General features: G+C 62.0%; 21 protein-coding genes. 9 read left to right on the forward strand and 12 right to left on the reverse strand.

The genetic code is table 11. The annotated features are described in order from the left end of the window. Positions 1-41 precede the first annotated feature (41 nt). Positions 42-743 (reverse strand): endonuclease/exonuclease/phosphatase family protein, encoded by a 702-nt coding sequence (locus tag C8N42_RS15690; RefSeq protein WP_342747977.1) that lies wholly within the window; start codon positions 741-743, stop codon positions 42-44. Positions 744-806: 63 nt separating this feature from the next. Here C8N42_RS15690 and C8N42_RS15695 point away from each other — a divergent pair, with 63 nt between their 5' ends. Next, entirely contained in the window at positions 807-1,463 is a 657-nt protein-coding gene (locus C8N42_RS15695) for a DUF2238 domain-containing protein (protein WP_107817527.1), read from the forward strand. A 22-nt stretch (positions 1,464-1,485) separates the two neighbouring features. Continuing rightward, a complete protein-coding gene (locus C8N42_RS15700) occupies positions 1,486-2,049 on the forward strand; it encodes a putative glycolipid-binding domain-containing protein (protein ID WP_107817528.1) in 564 nt (187 codons plus the stop codon). Between the two features lie 3 nt (positions 2,050-2,052). On the opposite strand, the gene C8N42_RS15705 is transcribed toward C8N42_RS15700, so the two are convergent. The 3 genes from C8N42_RS15705 to C8N42_RS15715 all read right to left on the reverse strand — a co-directional run bounded on the left by C8N42_RS15705 (position 2,053) and on the right by C8N42_RS15715 (position 5,148). After that, complete coding sequence (locus C8N42_RS15705) at positions 2,053-3,453, reverse strand: protein adenylyltransferase SelO (RefSeq protein ID WP_107817529.1); 1,401 nt, start codon at positions 3,451-3,453, stop codon at positions 2,053-2,055. Between the two features lie 170 nt (positions 3,454-3,623). Next, positions 3,624-4,574 carry a nucleoside hydrolase gene (locus C8N42_RS15710; protein ID WP_107817530.1) on the reverse strand — a complete coding sequence of 317 codons (951 nt, stop codon included), beginning with the start codon at positions 4,572-4,574 and terminating at the stop codon, positions 3,624-3,626. A 73-nt stretch (positions 4,575-4,647) separates the two neighbouring features. Next, positions 4,648-5,148, reverse strand: coding sequence for a hypothetical protein (locus C8N42_RS15715; RefSeq protein WP_107817531.1), 501 nt, complete (start codon positions 5,146-5,148; stop codon positions 4,648-4,650). Between the two features lie 165 nt (positions 5,149-5,313). Here C8N42_RS15715 and C8N42_RS15720 point away from each other — a divergent pair, with 165 nt between their 5' ends. Then, positions 5,314-5,724: a SufE family protein gene (locus C8N42_RS15720; RefSeq protein WP_107817532.1), complete on the forward strand. Its 411-nt coding sequence runs from the start codon at positions 5,314-5,316 to the stop codon at positions 5,722-5,724. A gap of 31 nt (positions 5,725-5,755) precedes the next feature. On the opposite strand, the gene C8N42_RS15725 is transcribed toward C8N42_RS15720, so the two are convergent. From C8N42_RS15725 to C8N42_RS15740, 4 genes are all read right to left on the reverse strand, one after another. After that, positions 5,756-6,406, reverse strand: a complete 651-nt coding sequence (locus tag C8N42_RS15725; protein WP_245890191.1) for a DUF1638 domain-containing protein — start codon at positions 6,404-6,406, stop codon at positions 5,756-5,758. Continuing rightward, entirely contained in the window at positions 6,403-6,717 is a 315-nt protein-coding gene (locus C8N42_RS15730) for a YbjQ family protein (protein ID WP_107817533.1), read from the reverse strand. The genes C8N42_RS15725 and C8N42_RS15730 overlap by 4 nt, the downstream gene beginning before the upstream one ends. Positions 6,718-6,732: 15 nt before the next feature. Beyond that, positions 6,733-6,948: a hypothetical protein gene (locus C8N42_RS15735; protein ID WP_107817558.1), complete on the reverse strand. Its 216-nt coding sequence runs from the start codon at positions 6,946-6,948 to the stop codon at positions 6,733-6,735. A 61-nt stretch (positions 6,949-7,009) separates the two neighbouring features. Then, positions 7,010-7,711, reverse strand: a complete 702-nt coding sequence (locus tag C8N42_RS15740; RefSeq protein WP_107817534.1) for a corrinoid protein — start codon at positions 7,709-7,711, stop codon at positions 7,010-7,012. An 88-nt stretch (positions 7,712-7,799) separates the two neighbouring features. On the opposite strand from C8N42_RS15740, the gene C8N42_RS15745 reads away from it, so the two are divergent. Continuing rightward, positions 7,800-8,903, forward strand: a complete 1,104-nt coding sequence (locus tag C8N42_RS15745) for a PA0069 family radical SAM protein (protein WP_107817535.1) — start codon at positions 7,800-7,802, stop codon at positions 8,901-8,903. A 19-nt stretch (positions 8,904-8,922) separates the two neighbouring features. Here the strand turns inward: C8N42_RS15745 and bmt are convergent, their stop codons facing one another. The 3 genes from bmt to C8N42_RS15760 all read right to left on the reverse strand — a co-directional run bounded on the left by bmt (position 8,923) and on the right by C8N42_RS15760 (position 12,794). Then, positions 8,923-9,936, reverse strand: a complete 1,014-nt coding sequence (gene bmt / locus C8N42_RS15750; RefSeq protein WP_107817536.1) for a betaine--homocysteine S-methyltransferase — start codon at positions 9,934-9,936, stop codon at positions 8,923-8,925. Positions 9,937-10,112: 176 nt separating this feature from the next. Further along, positions 10,113-12,152: a phosphatidylglycerol lysyltransferase domain-containing protein gene (locus C8N42_RS15755; protein WP_107817537.1), complete on the reverse strand. Its 2,040-nt coding sequence runs from the start codon at positions 12,150-12,152 to the stop codon at positions 10,113-10,115. A gap of 330 nt (positions 12,153-12,482) precedes the next feature. Next, positions 12,483-12,794, reverse strand: coding sequence for a DUF1476 domain-containing protein (locus C8N42_RS15760; protein ID WP_107817538.1), 312 nt, complete (start codon positions 12,792-12,794; stop codon positions 12,483-12,485). A 245-nt stretch (positions 12,795-13,039) separates the two neighbouring features. Between C8N42_RS15760 and purC the strand changes: the two genes are divergently transcribed. From purC to C8N42_RS15775, 3 genes are all read left to right on the forward strand, one after another. Continuing rightward, positions 13,040-13,807, forward strand: a complete 768-nt coding sequence (purC, locus tag C8N42_RS15765; protein ID WP_107817539.1) for a phosphoribosylaminoimidazolesuccinocarboxamide synthase — start codon at positions 13,040-13,042, stop codon at positions 13,805-13,807. A gap of 58 nt (positions 13,808-13,865) precedes the next feature. Beyond that, positions 13,866-14,096, forward strand: coding sequence for a phosphoribosylformylglycinamidine synthase subunit PurS (gene purS / locus C8N42_RS15770; RefSeq protein WP_107817540.1), 231 nt, complete (start codon positions 13,866-13,868; stop codon positions 14,094-14,096). A 148-nt stretch (positions 14,097-14,244) separates the two neighbouring features. Beyond that, positions 14,245-14,571, forward strand: a complete 327-nt coding sequence (locus C8N42_RS15775) for a hypothetical protein (RefSeq protein WP_107817541.1) — start codon at positions 14,245-14,247, stop codon at positions 14,569-14,571. A 77-nt stretch (positions 14,572-14,648) separates the two neighbouring features. On the opposite strand, the gene C8N42_RS15780 is transcribed toward C8N42_RS15775, so the two are convergent. Continuing rightward, positions 14,649-15,668: an LLM class flavin-dependent oxidoreductase gene (locus C8N42_RS15780; protein WP_107817542.1), complete on the reverse strand. Its 1,020-nt coding sequence runs from the start codon at positions 15,666-15,668 to the stop codon at positions 14,649-14,651. A 202-nt stretch (positions 15,669-15,870) separates the two neighbouring features. Here C8N42_RS15780 and C8N42_RS15785 point away from each other — a divergent pair, with 202 nt between their 5' ends. Together C8N42_RS15785 and C8N42_RS15790 are read left to right on the forward strand one after the other, a co-directional pair. Further along, entirely contained in the window at positions 15,871-16,329 is a 459-nt protein-coding gene (locus tag C8N42_RS15785) for a DUF1203 domain-containing protein (protein ID WP_107817543.1), read from the forward strand. Positions 16,330-16,405: 76 nt separating this feature from the next. Then, positions 16,406-17,302 (forward strand): DUF1176 domain-containing protein, encoded by an 897-nt coding sequence (locus tag C8N42_RS15790; protein WP_107817544.1) that lies wholly within the window; start codon positions 16,406-16,408, stop codon positions 17,300-17,302. Positions 17,303-17,383: the final 81 nt, after the last annotated feature.

A 17,383-nucleotide genomic window follows, 5' to 3' on the forward strand; every position in this document is an offset into this window, starting at 1 on the left:
GGAGTTTGCGACCGCTGCCGTCTCCCCGCTGTGTTCCCGTATCAGGGCGTTGACACCGCAGGTCTCAAATCGGCCCAGATCGGCAGGTGATCGGAGGCGCGTTGGGACAGGATGGTCTGGACCACCCCGGCATTGCGCATCTCGAACCGGTCGGTGAAGGCGATTCGGTCCAGCGCCGCGACGGGGCGGTTGGCATGAAACGAGCGCCCGGGAGCATGAATCTCGAAAGCGTCCCGCAGCGGATCGAGCCCCTGGCTGCGTGACCATTCGTTGAAATCTCCGAGGATGACGGTGGGTCTCTCGTCAAGGGTTTTGAGATGCGCGCGAATGGCATGGAGCTGTTTCTGCCGTGAACTGCGCAACAGGCCGAGATGCACGCCGACCACCCGCAACTCCGGCAGATCGACCGCCACCGCGCCGCGCGGTTCAAGACCGGGAAGATCGAACCGGTGTACCGCGTCGACCTTTGCCTCCTTGCGCACGAGAATGGCGTTGCCGTGCCAGCCCACCGACACCGGCGAAGTGTTGACCGGCAGGGCGATGAAATCGGTATGGCTCTCGATCATCCGGCTGGGCAGGGCGGCGGGGCGGGGGCCGAGCCGCATGTCGGCTTCCTGAAGCGCCACGACATCCGCGCCAATGTCGTTGATCACATCGAGCACGCGCGCGGGCGCGCGTTGCCCGTCGGTCCCGCGACATTTGCGCAGATTGTAGGAGGCCAGCCTCAGAGCACCTGTTTCCACTTTTGGTTGCATGAGGTTAAGATAGGGTCACACCGCCGCCGTTTCATCACCACCAGAGGCACAATGCGCAAGTTTTTTCGCACATTCCAACGGGAACCGATCGTCATGCGGCTGGTCTGGTTGGCGCTGTTGTCGGAAGCCGTCGTCTCTCTGGCGACCGGGCGCTATGCCTCGACCTTTATCGCGCTGGGCACGTTTGGACTGACGCTTGTGCCCATGGCCCTGAGCCGTCGGTTCCGGATTTACATTCCACGCAGTTTCATGGCGGGGATCGTCGTGTTTCTCTTCGCCACCCTGTTTCTCGGTGAGGTCGGCGATTTCTATTACCGCTACTGGTGGTGGGACGTGGTGCTGCATGGCGGCTCCGCGCTTGGTTTCGGTCTGGTGGGCTTTGTCGCCATCTTCATGCTGTTTCAGGGGGACCGCTACGCCGCACCGCCCTGGGCGATGGGTCTGTTCGCCTTTTGCTTTGCCATGTCGATCGGTGCGCTGTGGGAGATTTTCGAGTATGCCATGGATCAGATTTTCGGCACCAACATGCAGAAGTCCGGGCTTCAGGACACCATGTGGGACTTGATCGTTGACGCGGGCGGTGGTTTGATCGGGGCGCTGTCCGGGGTGATTTACCTCAAACGCGACCGGGGCGCGCCCTTTGCCGGACTGATCCGGGATTTCATTTATCGTAACGGAAAATTTTTCACGAAATATCGGGACAAGTGATCCTGTCGAAGGGAGAGCGCTCATGTCAGTGCAGATTGCGGTTCGGTGGAGTGCCTGGGAAACGGAGGGTCTGGAGCATTGCCACGTCTCGCTGGATACGGACGGGGTGCAGATCAGGGCGGCGCTGAGTCGTAATCGCTCCATACCCTATGCCGTCCAGTACCATGTCCGGGCCGATGCGGGCTTTCGCACGCGGGAGGTCTGGGTCGATTGCATCGGCGGACCGCGGCTCCACGTGACAAGCGACGGGCAGGGGCATTGGCACGACCTGATACGCGATGATCCGCTTCCGGGGCTGGAGGGCTGTCTCGACGTCGATCTCGCGGTGACGCCCGCGACGAACATGTTGCCGATCCGACGTCTCGGCCTTGCACAGGGCGAACATGAGGAAATATCCGTGGCTTTCGTGCCGCCGCCCGATGAGATCGTCGGGCGTTTTCTGCCGCGCAAGCTGCCGCAGCGTTACACCTGCCTTGGGGATGGGCGCTATCTCTACGAGGGGCTCACCACCGGGTTTTCCGCCGAAATCGAGGTCGATGAGCACGGTCTGGTGATCGACTATCCGGGGGCGTTTCGCCGCCTGTAGATTTCAGGTGCCGCAGAAGGTCTGATGCACCATCTGGTCTTCGGTCGGAGGATGGCTCAAAGCGCGATCCGCTTCGGCAAGATCGAAGGGCTGGGTGAGAACCTCGGTCAGCCGTTCCGCCTTGCTGTCATCCCCTGCGAGCGCGGCGGCAATCGCCTCCTCAATCCGATGATTGCGCGGAATGACGGCGGGGCTCGCTTTGGCGACGATCTCCTGCCAGTCGGGCGCGCGGCGCTCCTGCCAGCGCGCGGCCCAGGTGTCGAAAGCCTCACGATCCAGCATCCAGTCCCGTGCCGAGCCGTCAAGCAGGCCCCGGAAGGTGTTGGTGAAATCCGCGCCATCTTTCGCCATCAGCCCGAGCAGGTCCTGTATGAGCGCGACATCCTCTTCCGCCGGATCAGAGATCCCGAGTTTCGCCCCGAACACCTTGCGCCATTCCGCCTGATACAGTTCGGGGAAGCTGTGCAGCACCTCGGTCAGCGCATCAATTGCCTGCTGCTGCCCGCCCAGTTCCTCCTCCATCTGCGGCACGAAACAGGACCCGAGTTGCGCAAGATTCCAATGCGCCATGGTCGGCTGTTGCTCATAGGCATAGCGCCCGTGGGTGTCGATGGAACTGTAGACCGCTTTCGGAGAATAGCCGTCGATGAAGGCGCAGGGGCCAAAGTCGATGGTCTCGCCCGACACCGCCATATTGTCGGTGTTCATCACGCCATGGACAAACCCGAGGCCCATCCATTTCGCGATCAGTTTCGCCTGCGCGCTGACCACCTCCTGATAGAATTCGAGCGTGTTCGTCGCCTGTGGGAAATGCCGGGCGCGGGCGTGGTCAGTCAGAATGCGCACCGCCTCGTAATCCTCGCGGGCGGTGAAATACTGAAACGTGCCGACGCGAATGTGAGAAGAGGCGACTCGCACCAGAATGCCGCCGGGATAGGCGCGTTCACGTTGCACCCGTCCGCCGGTGCGCACCGCTGCGAGCGCCCGCGTTGTCGGCACGCCCGCCGCATGCATGAACTCGCTGACGATGAACTCGCGCAGCACCGGCCCGATCCATGCCCGCCCGTCGCCATTGCGGGAATAGGGTGTCCGGCCCGCGCCTTTGAGATGAATGTCGAAGCGGCCCTTGTCTGTGACGACCTCACCCAGCATCACCGCGCGCCCGTCGCCAAGCTGCGGCGACCAGCCGCCGAACTGATGCCCGGCATAGACCTGTGCAATCGGATCGGCGCCGTCGGGGATGACATTGCCCGCGCAAATCTCCGCGTTCCAGTCGGCGACGCCCAGCTCTTCTGCGAGCGTCGCGTTCCAAAGCACCATTTCGGGCGCAGGCGCGCGTTCCGGGGCGATGCGGGTGAAGAAGCGGTCGGGCAGGCGGGCGTAGGAATTGTCGAATTGGGTCATGGGGCTTATCTAAAGCGTTTTTCGTTTAATCTGAATCAGATTCAGCGAAAAACGTTACAACACTGCTTCGATATTGCTACGTTTCTCAAGATTGAGTGCCTCAAGTTTTTTAGAAACGCTTTAGGGCGTCTTCTTCTTGGCACAAATACTCAGAGATTCAGGCCACTGTTTCAACTCAGGCGTCGCACCCGTTCGGTCAGGAGATCGAAGAACCCTTCCGCATCCGCATCCCCCATGAACATCGCATTCGCAGGCCGGCGGGTGACGCCCCACCAGTCGGCGACGGTCATGCCGCGGGTCAGATCGGATCGGGTCTCGATCTCGACATTGATGAACCGCCCGGAGAACAGCTCTGGCCGGATCAGCCAGGCGATCACGGTCGGATCGTGCAAAGGCCCGCCTTCGGAGCCGTATTTTTCGATATCGAAGCGTTCGAAGAAATCGAGCCAGCCCGCGACCACATCGCCAAGGTGATTGCCGAAATCCTTGAACACCTGCAAGCGCGGCGCTGTGACCAGCAGCTTATGGGTGACGTCGAGCGGCATGACCGTGAGTTTCACGCCAGATTTGAACACGATTTCGGCGGCTTCCGGGTCGACATAGATATTGAACTCGGCGGCGGGGGTGATGTTGCCCACTTCGAAATAGGCCCCACCCATGAGCACGACTTCCTGCACGCGCTCCACGATGTCGGGGGCTTTTTCAAACGCGGTCGCGATGTTGGTGAGCGGTCCCATGGCGCAGAGCGTCACTGTGCCGGGAGGTTCGTTGCGCAGGGTTTCGATAATGAAATCGACGCTGTGCTGGTCTTGCAGCGGCATTTTCGGTGTGGGCAGCTCGATGCCGTCGAGCCCGGTCTTGCCATGGACATGTTCGGCGGTCACCAGCGTGTGGGCAAGCGGGCGGTCACAGCCCGCGAACACCTTCACATCGGGCCGCCCGGCCACTTCGCAGACCTTACGGGCGTTTTCCGAGGTGCGTGCGATTGGCACATTCCCGGCTACCGCCGTGATGCCCAGAAGGTCGATTTCCTCCGGCGAGCCGAGCGCCAGAAGGATCGCCATGGCGTCGTCCTGACCGGGGTCTGTGTCGATGATGATCTTGCGCGGAAAGCCGGACATGTGCGTGCCTCAGTGTTGTTATGAGGCGAGAATGAGCCGGGTCTCCGCGATTGTCAAAGCGCTTCCGCCGATCTTAGCGGCGCACCTGCCGTGCGCCGTCTGCACCCTGGACGATGATCGTGCGAACGCCTGCGATCTCGTCGAAAGAGAGCGAGCGCGCGGCGGTGATCCTGCGTTGCGCGGCTGTGCCTGCGGGGGCGGCCCCTTCGGGCGTGCGCAGGCGGAAGTCAAGCACCAGCGTATCGGCGCGTTCCGTGGCCACGGGGACCAGTTCGGCGTCGAAATAGCCCGTGGAGGGCAGGGCGGCGGTGGCGGTCACGATGGCGCCGGAGGCGGATTGCACGACCTGCACGTCGCTGATCGTTGGCGCGAGCGGGCGGGTGTCCACGAAGACCGGATAGCCTTTGCGCGGGGCAAGGGATTTGAGTGTGACGACCTGCTGGCCGTTTGCATCGACCGCGACGGGTTCCGATTTGCCGAACCAGTTGAGCGGGTTGAACCGCGACTCTTTCACCGAGGCACAGCCCGCCAGAAGCGACAGAACCAGCCCTGAAATGATCACCTGACGCCGCATCGGCCTCTCCCTTTCACGTCCACGCCCAAAGGGCTACCCGAAAAGGTCCGCGTTGAAAAGGGCAGGTTGAAAAGGTCCGGGTGCAAAAGCGCGCGGCTGGACCTTTGCCGGACGAGCGCGTAAGAAATTCCCGAATGCAGACAGGTGCGCGAGCAAGGGGACATCATGGCGAATGAGAATTTCGAAGAGATTGTCGAAACCTTCGAGTTTCTGGACGACTGGGAAGATCGCTACCGCCATGTGATCGAGATGGGCAAGGCCTTTCCGCCGCTCGACGACGCCTTGAAAGTGCCCGCCACCAAGGTCGAGGGCTGTGCCTCTCAGGTCTGGCTGGTGCCGACCATCGAGGATGGGAAGTTCGAATTTCAGGGTGCCTCGGACGCGATGATCGTGCAGGGGCTGATTGCGATCCTGCATGAGCTTTTCGCCGGGCTGACCGTGCAGGAGGTTCTGGCCGTGGATGCCCATGCGGAGCTTGCGCGGCTTGGTCTCGATGAGCACCTGTCCTCGCAGCGCTCGAACGGGTTGCGCGCTATGGTTCAGCGCATCCGGGAAACGGCGGAGCGGGCGGCCTGAGCCACGCTGAGGGTTTTCCGGCAAAGGAAACTCAGGAACGCAGGAAGCGTTGCAGATCGCCATATCCCGTAAAACGCCGTTCGAAGGGTAGTTCGAGCCGCGCGGCGCAGGTTCTGGCGGTCTCGGTCAGGGCCGGATCGTCGGTTTGCGCCAGATAAACCAGCTTTTCGTAATTGCCGAAATAGGCGTGGAGCAGGTCCGGGTAGCGGTCGAGACCCAGAGGTTTCCACACGAAGGCATCGAACTGGCGCGCGAGAAAATCGGTGAGGTAATAGGTGGTCGGCTCGTCACGGTTGGGAAACTGATCCATCCCGTCGAAAAACGCATAGCAATGCGGGGCGTCGATCATGGTCACACCCTTTTTTTCGCAAAGCACCTGCAACAGCCCGCCGGTGCCGCAATCGCCGTAGGCGATCAGGATGTGATCGTAATCCGCGCGGTGTTCGTCAATCGCACGCTCGACGGCGGCGGGAATCTTTGCCGGATCGTTGTGCAGGATCGCGGGCAGGCAGGTCAGCGTCAGGTGATCCAGCCCGTTGAGCCGGATGATCGCAAGCACCTCGCGGGCCAGAGCGCCACAGGCGATGACCAGTGTCTTACCCGTGCCGGTCTGGGCGAGGCCTTGATCGCGCAGGTTTTCGTCGCGCAGGGCTTCGTCATTTATGTCGGGGGCGTCGCTCACTTGAGCTTCACGGCGGTGCCGTAGCACAGGACCTCGGAGGCGGATTGCGCGATGGCGGAGGTCTGGAAACGCATCGCGACGATGGCGTCCGCGCCCTGAACGCGGGCCTCTTCGATCATGCGGTCGAGCGCCTGTTCGCGCGCGCCGGCCAGAAGCGAGGCATATTCCTTGACCTCGCCGCCGACGATATTGCGCAGGCCTGCCACGATGTCGGAGCCGATATGTTTGGCGCGAACCGTGGAGCCGCGAACGAGGCCAAGGGCGGTGTCGATTTCGCGACCGGGAACGGTTTCAGTTGTCACTATGATCATGGTCGGAAAACCTCTTCACTTTTCAATCTTGTCATAATGGTCGTCCTCGGCATTGCGCAGACGATCTTCGATCACGCGCCAGACTACATAGCCCGCAATCCCGGCGGGGATGAGAAGCAGCCAGCCGAAGGCCAGTTGCAGCGTGGCGGCCAGAAGCGTGAGGAGCCAGAAGGTGATGCCGACGGTGGCCAGAACGGCCACGACGATCAGTACGAATTTGTCCAGCGCCATATGCACCTCATGACTGGTCCCCTCCCGCATGTGGGAAGGGGCGCGGTATATGCAAGCTCTGTTACGCGGTGACGCTGTTGTGACGACGGCTGATCAGCGCTTTCGCCGTTTCCACCGCAATCGCCGCATCGTCGCAATAGGCATCCGCGCCGATGGCCCGACCGAATTCCTCGTTCAAAGGCGCGCCACCGCAAAGCACGATATACTTGTCGCGCAGGCCCTTCTCGTTGAGGGATTCGATGACGGTTTTCATGTAGGGCATGGTCGTCGTGAGCAGCGCAGACATACCGATGATATCCGCCCCCTCGCGTTCGGCGGTGCCGATGTAATTCTCGGCTTCGGTGTTGATCCCGAGGTCGATGATCTCGAAGCCTGCGCCCTCCATCATCATCGCGACAAGGTTCTTGCCGATGTCGTGGATGTCGCCCTTGACCGTGCCGATCACCATCTTGCCCATCTTCGGTGCGCCAGTCTCGACCAGAAGCGGTTTCAGGATCGCCATGCCGCCCTTCATCGCCTGCGCCGCGCGCAGCACTTCGGGCACGAACAGGATGCCATCGCGGAAATCGTCGCCGACGATGGCCATGCCGGGTACAAGTGCCTTGGTGAGGATGTCATAGGGCGTCCAGTTGCGCTCCAGAAGGATGGTCACGCCTTCCTCGATCTCGTCTTTGAGACCGTCGTAGAGGTCGTCCATCATCTGTTCGGTCAGCTCCCCGTCATCGAGCTCGGACAGGATCAGATCGTCATCTTCATCAGACATGGGCGTTTCCTTTCATCAGGCAGGTCTTTGCCGTTGAAGCCTCTTTGTGCTCTTGGCAAATGTTCTCATTTTGTTCTAGTCTTGCGGCATGAGCCGCGAATCCACCCTGTTCTTTTCCGACACGCTTCCGCTCGGTCTTGTGCCGAAAGTGCGGGGGGCGGGGTCGAATGCCTCGGGCCGGTTCGAACGGCTTGCGCGCGAGACTTTTCTCGACGGTTGGGACAGTGAGGTCGAGACGAAGACTTTGGGCACCACGACGGTGGACGAGCGCCCGAAAAAGATCATCACCCGCAACGACAGCCCGGACATTCCCTTCGACCGTTCGATCAACCCTTACCGGGGCTGCGAGCACGGCTGTTCCTACTGTTTCGCGCGCCCGACGCATGCCTATCTCGGTCTCTCCGCCGGTCTCGATTTCGAAACCCGGCTGACGCGGAAGGTGGGGGCGGCGGAGGTCTTGGCGCGTGAGTTGTCCGCCAAAAGCTATGAATGCGCCCCCATCGCCATGGGCACGAACACCGATCCCTACCAACCCATCGAGGCGCGTGACCGGATCATGCGTGGCATTCTCGAAGTGTTGCGCGATCACAATCATCCGGTGGGGATCGTGACCAAGGGGACGCTGATCGAGCGCGACATCGACATTCTGGCCCCCATGGCGCGCAAGGGTCTGGTGCAGGTAGGGATTTCCATCACCACGCTGGGCTCGCGCCTGTCGCGTCAGATGGAGCCGCGTGCCCCGGTGCCTGCGCGACGGCTGAAAACCATCCGCGCGCTGTCCGACGCGGGCATCCCGGTGCGCGTCATGGCCGCTCCGATGATCCCGGCGCTGACCGATCACGAACTGGAGGCGATCCTGACGGCGGCGGCCAGCCACGGGGCCAGAACCGCGTCCTATATCATGCTGCGCCTGCCGCTGGAGGTCGCGCCCCTGTTCGAGGAATGGCTTGAAACCCATGTGCCCGACCGCGCCGCCCGTGTGTTGAACCGGGTGCGCGAGCTGCGCGGGGGCAAGCTCAACGATCCGCGCTTTGGCAAGCGGATGAAGGGGGAGGGAGAATGGGCGGAGCTGATGGCCAAACGCTTCGAGATCGCGCTCAGCCGTACCGGGCTTGCGCGGAAGGGGCCGGGTCTCAGGACCGATCTCTTCGCCGTGCCACCCAAACCGGGCGACCAGCTCTCTCTGTTTTGACCGAAGATCCGACATGATGTTACCGGCGGCGACGCCCGGAGCGTTCGCGTTTCGCCGGACCTTTGTCATCCGTACCGTCGGAGGCGGAAGAAAACGGTCCGAGTTTCTCGACGATTTGTTCGAGCGTCGGACGCGGCCCGCGCGGGCGGGTTTCCAGCGCTTCTTTCATGGCCCTGAGATGTTCCGGCGTGGTGCCGCAGCAGCCGCCGATGATTTTCGCCCCCGCATCGCGTGCCAAAACCGCATATTCGGCCATCAGCTCCGGGGTGCCGTCATAGTGAATATGACCGTCGACATAGCGCGGAATACCGGCGTTGCCCTTGGCGATGATCGGGCGTTCGTGGCCTTGCGCGGCAAACCCCAGAACGGTGCGCAGGAGGTCCGAAGACCCGACGCCGCAGTTCGCGCCATAGGCCACGGGCGGCGTGGGCAGTTTCTCGACCATGTCGGAGAGCTGTGCGGAGGTGACGCCCATCATGGTGCGTCCTGCCGTGTCGAAGCTCATGGTGCCGATCCAAGGCAGTCCGGCCTTGGCGGCGCCTTCGGCGGCGGCCTTGTATTCCTCGGGGGCGGAGATGGTTTCGATCCAGGCGATGTCGGCGCCGCCCGCCTTGAGACCCTTGGCCTGTTCATAGAACATCTCGACGGCGCGCTCGTAGGACAGGGGGCCCATCGGTTCCATGATCTCGCCGGTCGGACCCATCGAGCCCGCGACGATCACCGGGCGCCCGGCGGCATCGGCAACCTTGCGGCCGATCTCGGCGGCGGCCTTGTTAAGTTCGAACACGCGATCTTCCGCGCCATGGAGTTTCAGGCGCGAGGCGGTGCCGCCGAAGGAGTTGGTCAGGAAGATGTCGGAGCCGGCATCGACCGCGCCCTGATAGAGCTTTTCGATGTTTTCCGGCTTGTCTATGTTCCAAAGCTCCGGTGCGTCGCCCGAGGACAGTCCCATGTTGAACAGCGTCGTGCCCGTCGCGCCATCGGCCATCAGCCAGTCGCGGGTCTCAAGAAGTTTGGTCAGGGCGTCGGTCATGAGGCCTCCGGGTCTTTGCATCGCACCGTGAGGTGCGCGCGGGGTCAAAAGGGGATCGCCCGGACGGAAGACCGCCGGGCGTTTGGGCTGATGTGCCACGTCTGGGCGATATTTTCAAATTCAATCAGGTCATAAAGATCATGAGCCGCAACTCACATTGCTCTTCGCAGGCTGCCCTATGTGCGCCGCCCCGGAAACAGCCGGGACAAGCGCAGGGTGCTGTGGGTGGCGAAGCGCGCGGCCTTCATCGGGTTGCCCGTGGGTTTTGGCGGCGGGGCCGTGACCCGGCGCAGGATGTCCATGGCGGAGACGGCAAGGGCGATCCGGGAGGGGGCGACGAGATAGAGCGTTTCCCAATGCGGCGCGAAGGCGGCCTTGAACCGGCGCAGACCGGCGGCCCCGGAGCGGGCGAGGAATTTAGCGCGCAGGCGGCGGATGAGCGGATCGCGATCCTCGCCCTGCCACGGTACGGCGGCCAGCGACAGGCGCGGCACACCCTGCGTCCGGGCGCTTTCGATGGCGGTGGCGATCAGAAGTTGGATCGTGCCATCGGGGGCGGCGGGGCCGAAGCGCATCAGATCGAGGGTCATCTCATGGTGGCTTTCATGGAATGTCACGAATGCCACGAGAGTTGTGCCCTGCCAGGCGAGGAAGACGCGCTGACAGGAGATGTAGTCGCGGTCATAGGTGCCCATGGAAAAGCCGCGTTCGCACCCGCGCAGGTGCAGCCATTCGGCGGCGACGCGGTCCATCTGGTCGAGCGGCAGCTCGTGTGTGCCTTCGCTGACCGTGATCCCGGCCTCTTCTGCCTTGCGCAGGATGCGGCGCAATTGACGGTATTGCGGGCCTTCAAGGGAGAATTCCGCAGGATGCAGCCAGGCTTCCTCGGCGGTCGGAAGCACGCGCCAGCCCGCGCGGCGGGCGGCGGCGGCCATGCGCGCGCCGCATTTGTAGATCGCGGGCATACGGTAGCGGCGTGCGGCGGCGCGGGCCAGCGCTTCGCGTGTGGCGGAGGGGCAGGCGCGGGCGGCGAGTGGGTCGGAGAGCATGACGAGCGACTGGCCGATGGGCGCGGCAAGGCCGAGGCCGGTGCCGTCGCTTGCGGTCAGAAGCGAGAAATCGCGGGTGCGCAAAAGCCCTGCCTCTGCGCGGGGGGCGGCGAAAATCTGCCCTTCGAGCTGTGGCGAGAGGAAGGGCGAGGGGGCGGTTTTGACCAGTTTCGGTTCCTGCGCCAGATTGCTTTTGCGCGGGCCGCGCAGGATCACGAGGGTGGAGAGCGCCGCCGGGATGACGTAGTAGACCAGACGGAACGCCACGACCGCACCCAGAAGCGGTTCCAGAGGGATGTCGGGCAGGAGCGAGGCCAGCGTCGCCTCGAACGGGCCGACGCCGCCGGGGGTGGAGGCGATGAGGCCCGCGCCCAAGGAGAAGAGATAGGCGGAAATCGTGTGCCCGAGCGGCAGGTGGAGATGTTCGGGCAAGAGCGCGTAAAGCGCAAGCCCGGCAAAGATCGTGTCGATGGCCGTAAGACCGATCACGGTCGCCATGGTGCGCAGAGAGGGCCAAGGCAGGCGTACAAGCGGTCTTGGCGGAAAAAACGAGAGGATCGCCATGGTGGCGGAGAGCAGGACCGCGCCGGTGGCCAGCGTCCTGATCCATGGCAATTCGGGCTGAAAAAACATCAGCGCGGCGGCGGCGACCACGGCCCACCCCGCGAGGAACGACAGCGCCACGGCGGCGGACAGCCGCGCGGCCTGCCACAGGGTGAGTTCCGGCAGCATGCGCCAGCGGATCAGCGTGCCGGTCAGCGCGCCAAAGCCGAGAAACTGTGCCAGACCGATGGCGACGATGCCGCTTTTGCGTGCCGCGCGGTCGGAAATGCCAGTGCCGAGCTGGGCGTGCAGCACGCGGTCATATTGGCCCACGGCCCAGAAACTGCCGAGTGTGGCGAGTCCGGCGAGTCCCCATTGCGCGGGTTGGATGTTCGCGATGGTGGCGAGCACGGCATGAATGTTGAGATGGGCGACCTTTTCCCAGAGGAGCCAGCCGAAAAACAGCATGACCGCCAAAGGCAGCGCCTGTTTGCCGACGAGCCTGCGCAGGCCGGAGGGATCGGAGGGCGGGGTGCGTTTGGGATCGTCCGGGCGTTCAGGGCGTGTTTCGGCTGGCTGCGTAAGGTCGAGGGCTTTCTCGATCTCGATCGGGCTGTGTTGCATCGGACCCGTGCTCCTCTTTCGGGCGATTTTCGGGGCGGCACCGTTACGGGACGGTGTGAATCCCCGAAGGCATAAGCGCTCTTTGCCAAGATTCACTTATAAGCCTTTCGCGAAACGCATTGACTGCGGAGTGATCGAAGAGTGGTCACGGCACAGGAGGGACCCGTGCTCTGCGCCGTTTCTCTTCAGTTCAGCGAAGGGCGAGAGGGTGGGTCTTTGGCGCATGTCGGCGGATTGGGGGCAAAAAACAAGGGTCCGTATCGGAATACGGACCCTGAAGCCTGTCACTTTGAGGTGAGGCTTTGGTGAAGCCAGCCGTACAATTCGTTCTTAGCTGGCAGTCAGCTCGGCCTTGGCTTCGGCCAGAAACGCCGCATATTTCTCACGTACGGTCATGGTTGTTGCGACCGGGGCGAGATCGGCGGCCACCTTTGCGATCACATCTTCCGGGCCGGCTTCCTTGAGATCGGCTCGAATCACCTCTGCGGTGTAGCTGTCGAGTTCGCTGGCGGATTTGCCGAGCTGTTCGGCCGCCCATTGAGCGAGTTTACGATTGGCGCGCGCCTCCAGGCGGAACTGAAGCTCGGCGTCATGCGCATATTTGCTCTCGAAGGCCGCTTCGCGTTCGTCGAAGGTGGTCATAGCAGGCTCCTCCTCTGTAACCTCTTGTTTGAAATTATGCCCTTGCGGGCAGGGAGGAACAAGGATGTAAATCAATATTCTGTTTAAACTTTGAGCGAACCCGGCGCGTTTTCAGGCCGAACTCAGGCCAAACTCCTGTCGCGGAGACCCGTGGCCACCTTGCCCCCGCGCCTCCCTTGCCCTAAAGAGCGCATCTGAAGTGGCCGGTCGCGATGATTCCCGGCCCCATTAGCTTTGGAGGCCCCATGGCGCGCCGCAAGAAAATCTACGAAGGCAAAGCGAAAACGCTCTATGAAGGTCCGGAACCGGGCACTCTGGTGCAGTATTTCAAGGATGACGCGACCGCGTTCAACGCGCAGAAACACGCGACCATCGAGGGCAAGGGCGTGCTCAACAACCGCCTCTCCGAGTTCTTCATGAACGGCTTAACCGCCTTGGGCATTCCGAACCACTTCATCAAGCGTCTGAACATGCGTGAGCAACTGATCCGCCAATGCGAGATCGTGCCGCTCGAAGTGATCGTGCGCAACTATGCCGCGGGTTCCATGGCGAAACGTCTGGGCCTTGAGGAAGGCATGCGCCTGCCGCGCCCGATCATCGAGTTTTCCTACAAGGACGACGCTCTGGGCGACCCGCTTGTGCCCGAGGAATATATCATCGCTTTCGGCTGGGCCTCGCAACAGGATCTCGACGATATCGTGGCGCTGGCGTTGCGGGTCAACGATTATCTGTCCGGCGTGATGTACGGTGTCGGCATCCGTCTGGTTGATTTCAAGATCGAGATCGGCCGGGTCTGGGACGGCGATTACATGCGTTTGATCGTGGCCGACGAAATCTCGCCGGACAGCTGTCGTCTCTGGGACATCGAGAGCGGACAGAAGCTCGACAAGGACGTGTTCCGCCGCGATCTCGGGTCTCTGACCGACGCCTACACCGAAGTGGCGCGTCGTCTGGGCGTACTGCCCACGAACGGTCCCATCGAAGATACCGACACGCCCAAGATCATCAATTGAAAGCCCCGAGTGGTGCGCATCTGAGCGCGCCGAGTGGACCACTGAGAGGAACGACTTCATGAAAGCCCGCGTCTTTGTCATGCTGAAAAACGGTGTTCTGGACCCGCAAGGCGAGGCCGTGCGCCACGCGCTCGGAGCGATGGGCTTTGATGGCGTCGAAGGCGTGCGTCAAGGCAAGGTGATCGAGCTCGATCTGGCCGAGGGCACGACGGAAGCGACCATCACGGAGATGTGCGAAAAGCTGTTGGCCAACACGGTGATCGAAAGCTACCGGGTCGAATTGCTCTGAGGTATCAGAGGATTGAATGAGAGAAGCCGCCTTGGGGGAGATACAGCCTGCGGGCGGCTTTTTTGTATCCTTTTGTGTGGAGACCTGTAGTCTGTACGGCGCGCAGACATTGAAGCCGCAGATATCATTTTGAATTGTGAGTTGAACCATGAGCACAAAGAACGATCCCGCCTACAAATATGTGCCCAAATCCAAAGCAAAACCGACCCAAGGAGAGGGCGGAGAAGACATGGCCTCTGCCGGAATGGTCAAGCATGGCCTGTTCACCGATATTGCCTATGTGACCGCTTGGGCGGTTGGACTTCTGGGGAGTTTGGCAGGCCTTATGATTCTGTTGCCAGCACTGGAAGGGGGCTATAACGCCTCGTACAATTTGATGAGCGGGATCGGAATTTTCGCGGGAAGCTGGGTGTCCGCCTCCGGTCTTGGCGTCTTGGCAGAAATTAGCCGCAAGCTTTCTATGCGGGCGTCCTAAAATCTGAACAGATAATGGTGTCGCTCTGACATTCTAAAAGCCGCCCCGAGGGACGGCTTTTTTCTTATGTGCGGGCCTTACCGCCACCCGAGTGCGGGGGCGACCTCTTTCAGGATCGCCTCCAACACATGGACGTTGTACTCGACGCCCAGCATGTTCGGTACGGTCAGGAGAAGCGTGTCGGCTTCGGAAATCGCCTCGTCGGTTTTGAGTTGGTCGATCAGCTTGTCCGGCTCGTCGGCATAGCCCCGGCCAAATATCGAGCGCGTCTGGTCGATCATGCCGATCTGGTCGCTGTCCTTGCCGCCCCGGCCGAAATACATCCGGTCCGTGTCATTCACGAGCGCGAAGATCGACCGGCTGACTGAGACGCGCGGTCTGCGCGTGTGCCCGGCGGCTTTCCATGCCGCGCGATAAGCCCGGATTTGCTTGGCCTGCTGCACATGGAAGGGCTCGCCCGTTTCGTCGTCCTTGAGCGTCGAGCTTTGCAGGTTCATACCCAGCATCGCGGCCCATTTCGCAGTGGCGTTGGAGCCGGAGCCCCACCAGATGCGGTCGATCAACCCTTCGGAATGCGGCTCAAGGCGCAGCAATCCCGGCGGATTCGGGAACATCGGGCGCGGGTTCGGTTGGGCAAAGCCTTTGCCTTCAAGCTGTTGCAGGAACACTTGTGTGTGACGGCGCGCCATGTCGGAGGCGTCTTCGTCCTCAGCGGGTTGATAGCCGAAATAGCGCCAGCCGTCGATCACCTGCTCGGGAGAGCCACGGCTCAGGCCAAGCTGCAACCGCCCGCCCGCGATCAGATCGGCGGCTCCGGCGTCTTCGGCCATGTAGAGCGGGTTCTCGTAGCGCATGTCGATCACGCCCGTGCCGATCTCGATCTTCGAGGTCTTCGCACCGATGGCGGCCAGAAGCGGGAAGGGGGAAGCCAGTTGGCGGGCAAAGTGGTGGACGCGGAAATAGGCCCCGTCGAGGCCAAGTTCCTCGGCGGCGACCGCGAGGTCGATGGATTGCAGAAGCGCGTCCGAGGCCGAGCGCACCGCCGAGCCGCGCTCGGGCGCCCAATGGCCGAAGGAGAGGAAACCGAGGTTTTTCATGACATATCCTTTTGTCGCCGCAGCGCAAGGAGGGGCTGCGGCCTGTTGCTCTCAACCTAAGAAGTCGGGGCCGGTGGCGGCAAGGGGGGGGGCTCTGTTCTCTCAGGCACAGGATCGGTGCGAAGGCGCTTTGCACAAGATCCGGGTCGCCAGAGCAGAGGGGATTTTCCTATGTCGGAGAAAATGAAAAGGAGCTTTCACGATGATCTTTCAGGGATTGCCGACCCTTACCGTCCATGCGCTGCGCCTCGGAAAACCCGATGCCAACGGGCAGGAGCCGGAATTCGTTCTGAACCCTTATGAGGCGGCACCTTGCCGCCATTGTCTTTGCAACATTCCCAAAGGTCACGGGATGCTGATCTGTGCGCACCGGCCCTTTGAAACACGCAATCCTTATGCGGAAACCGGACCGATCTTTCTCTGTGCGACCCATTGCGCGCCCTATCGGGGGGAGGGGTTGCCGGAGGTGCTGAGCACTTCGCCGGATTATCTGCTCAAGGGCTATTCTCTCGACGAGCGGATCGTCTACGGAACCGGACGGGTGACGCCGCAGGGAGAGATCGAAGCTTATTGCGCAGAGCTTCTGTCGCGCGACGAGATTGCCTTTGTCGATATTCGCTCGGCCCGCAACAATTGCTGGCAGGTCCGGGTGACGCGGTAAGCGGGGGGTGGCAGGGAAGGCGCCAGTCGCGTATCAGGGGAAACAGTTTCTCCGTTGCCGATCAAAAGGTTTCCCGATGCTCCTGCGCCTTACGACATTTGCCGCTTTGCTGACGTTTCTCGGGGGGCAGGCTCTCTTGCCCACCCGCGCAGAGGCGGATGCGCTTGGACATTTCCACTACAAACAATGGCACGCGCAGTGTGGACCGGATTATTGCAAACTGACCCCGCGCGCGCATCCGATCCTGTCGCTGGTGCGGGCTCATACGGGCGGATCATGGCTGCTGAGTTTTCGCAACCGGGAGATGGTTGAGGAAGGCACCATCCTGATCGACGGGGTCGAGATGGGCTGGCAGGACGAGGTCGAAATGGCTTTTCCGGGACCGCTGCTCGATGGGAATATCCTTGAAATCGTCTATGAGGCGGAAGGGTTCAGCGAAGGCGTCTCTCTGGCGGGGATCAAGGCGGCGATGCTTTGGGTGGAGGAGCAACAGGGCCAATTTGGCGTGCAAAACCTTCGGATTCATCACCCCGATTGGCAAGCCTTGCAGGCGCAGGCCCAAACGATGACCACCGAGATGTGCGACGGGTCCGCACCCTGGGTGGAGGAAAATGAGAGTGCGCCGCAGGAGATCGAGGGGCACCCGGAGCTTCGGGTGCTGGCGCAGCTCTGTTGGACGGCGGCCTATAATGTCGGCTCTCAGGTCTATCTGCTGGGGCCGGTGATGGACGGGGTGGACCCTGTACGTGTGGCGGCGGTGGACCCGGATGGGATGCCCGTGCCGGAACTGGCAATTTGGGGCATCGACGGCAATACGCAGGTGCTCGACAGCTACTACAAGGGGCGGGGTCTCGGCGATTGCTTTACCCATGAGACCTATCGGTTTGATGGTTTCAACTATGATTTGGAGCGCCGCGTGGTCGATGACGCCTGTGACGGGAAAATCATTCCCCAAGTCGTCTGGCCCGAATGACACAGGTCGTTGTCGGCTTACAGGAGGTGTGAAGAGTCTTGAAGAGTCCGGGGACAACGCGTATCAGGCGCTCAACACATC

Source organism: Celeribacter persicus, assembly GCF_003050785.1.
Classification (GTDB): Bacteria; Pseudomonadota; Alphaproteobacteria; order Rhodobacterales; family Rhodobacteraceae; genus Celeribacter; species Celeribacter persicus.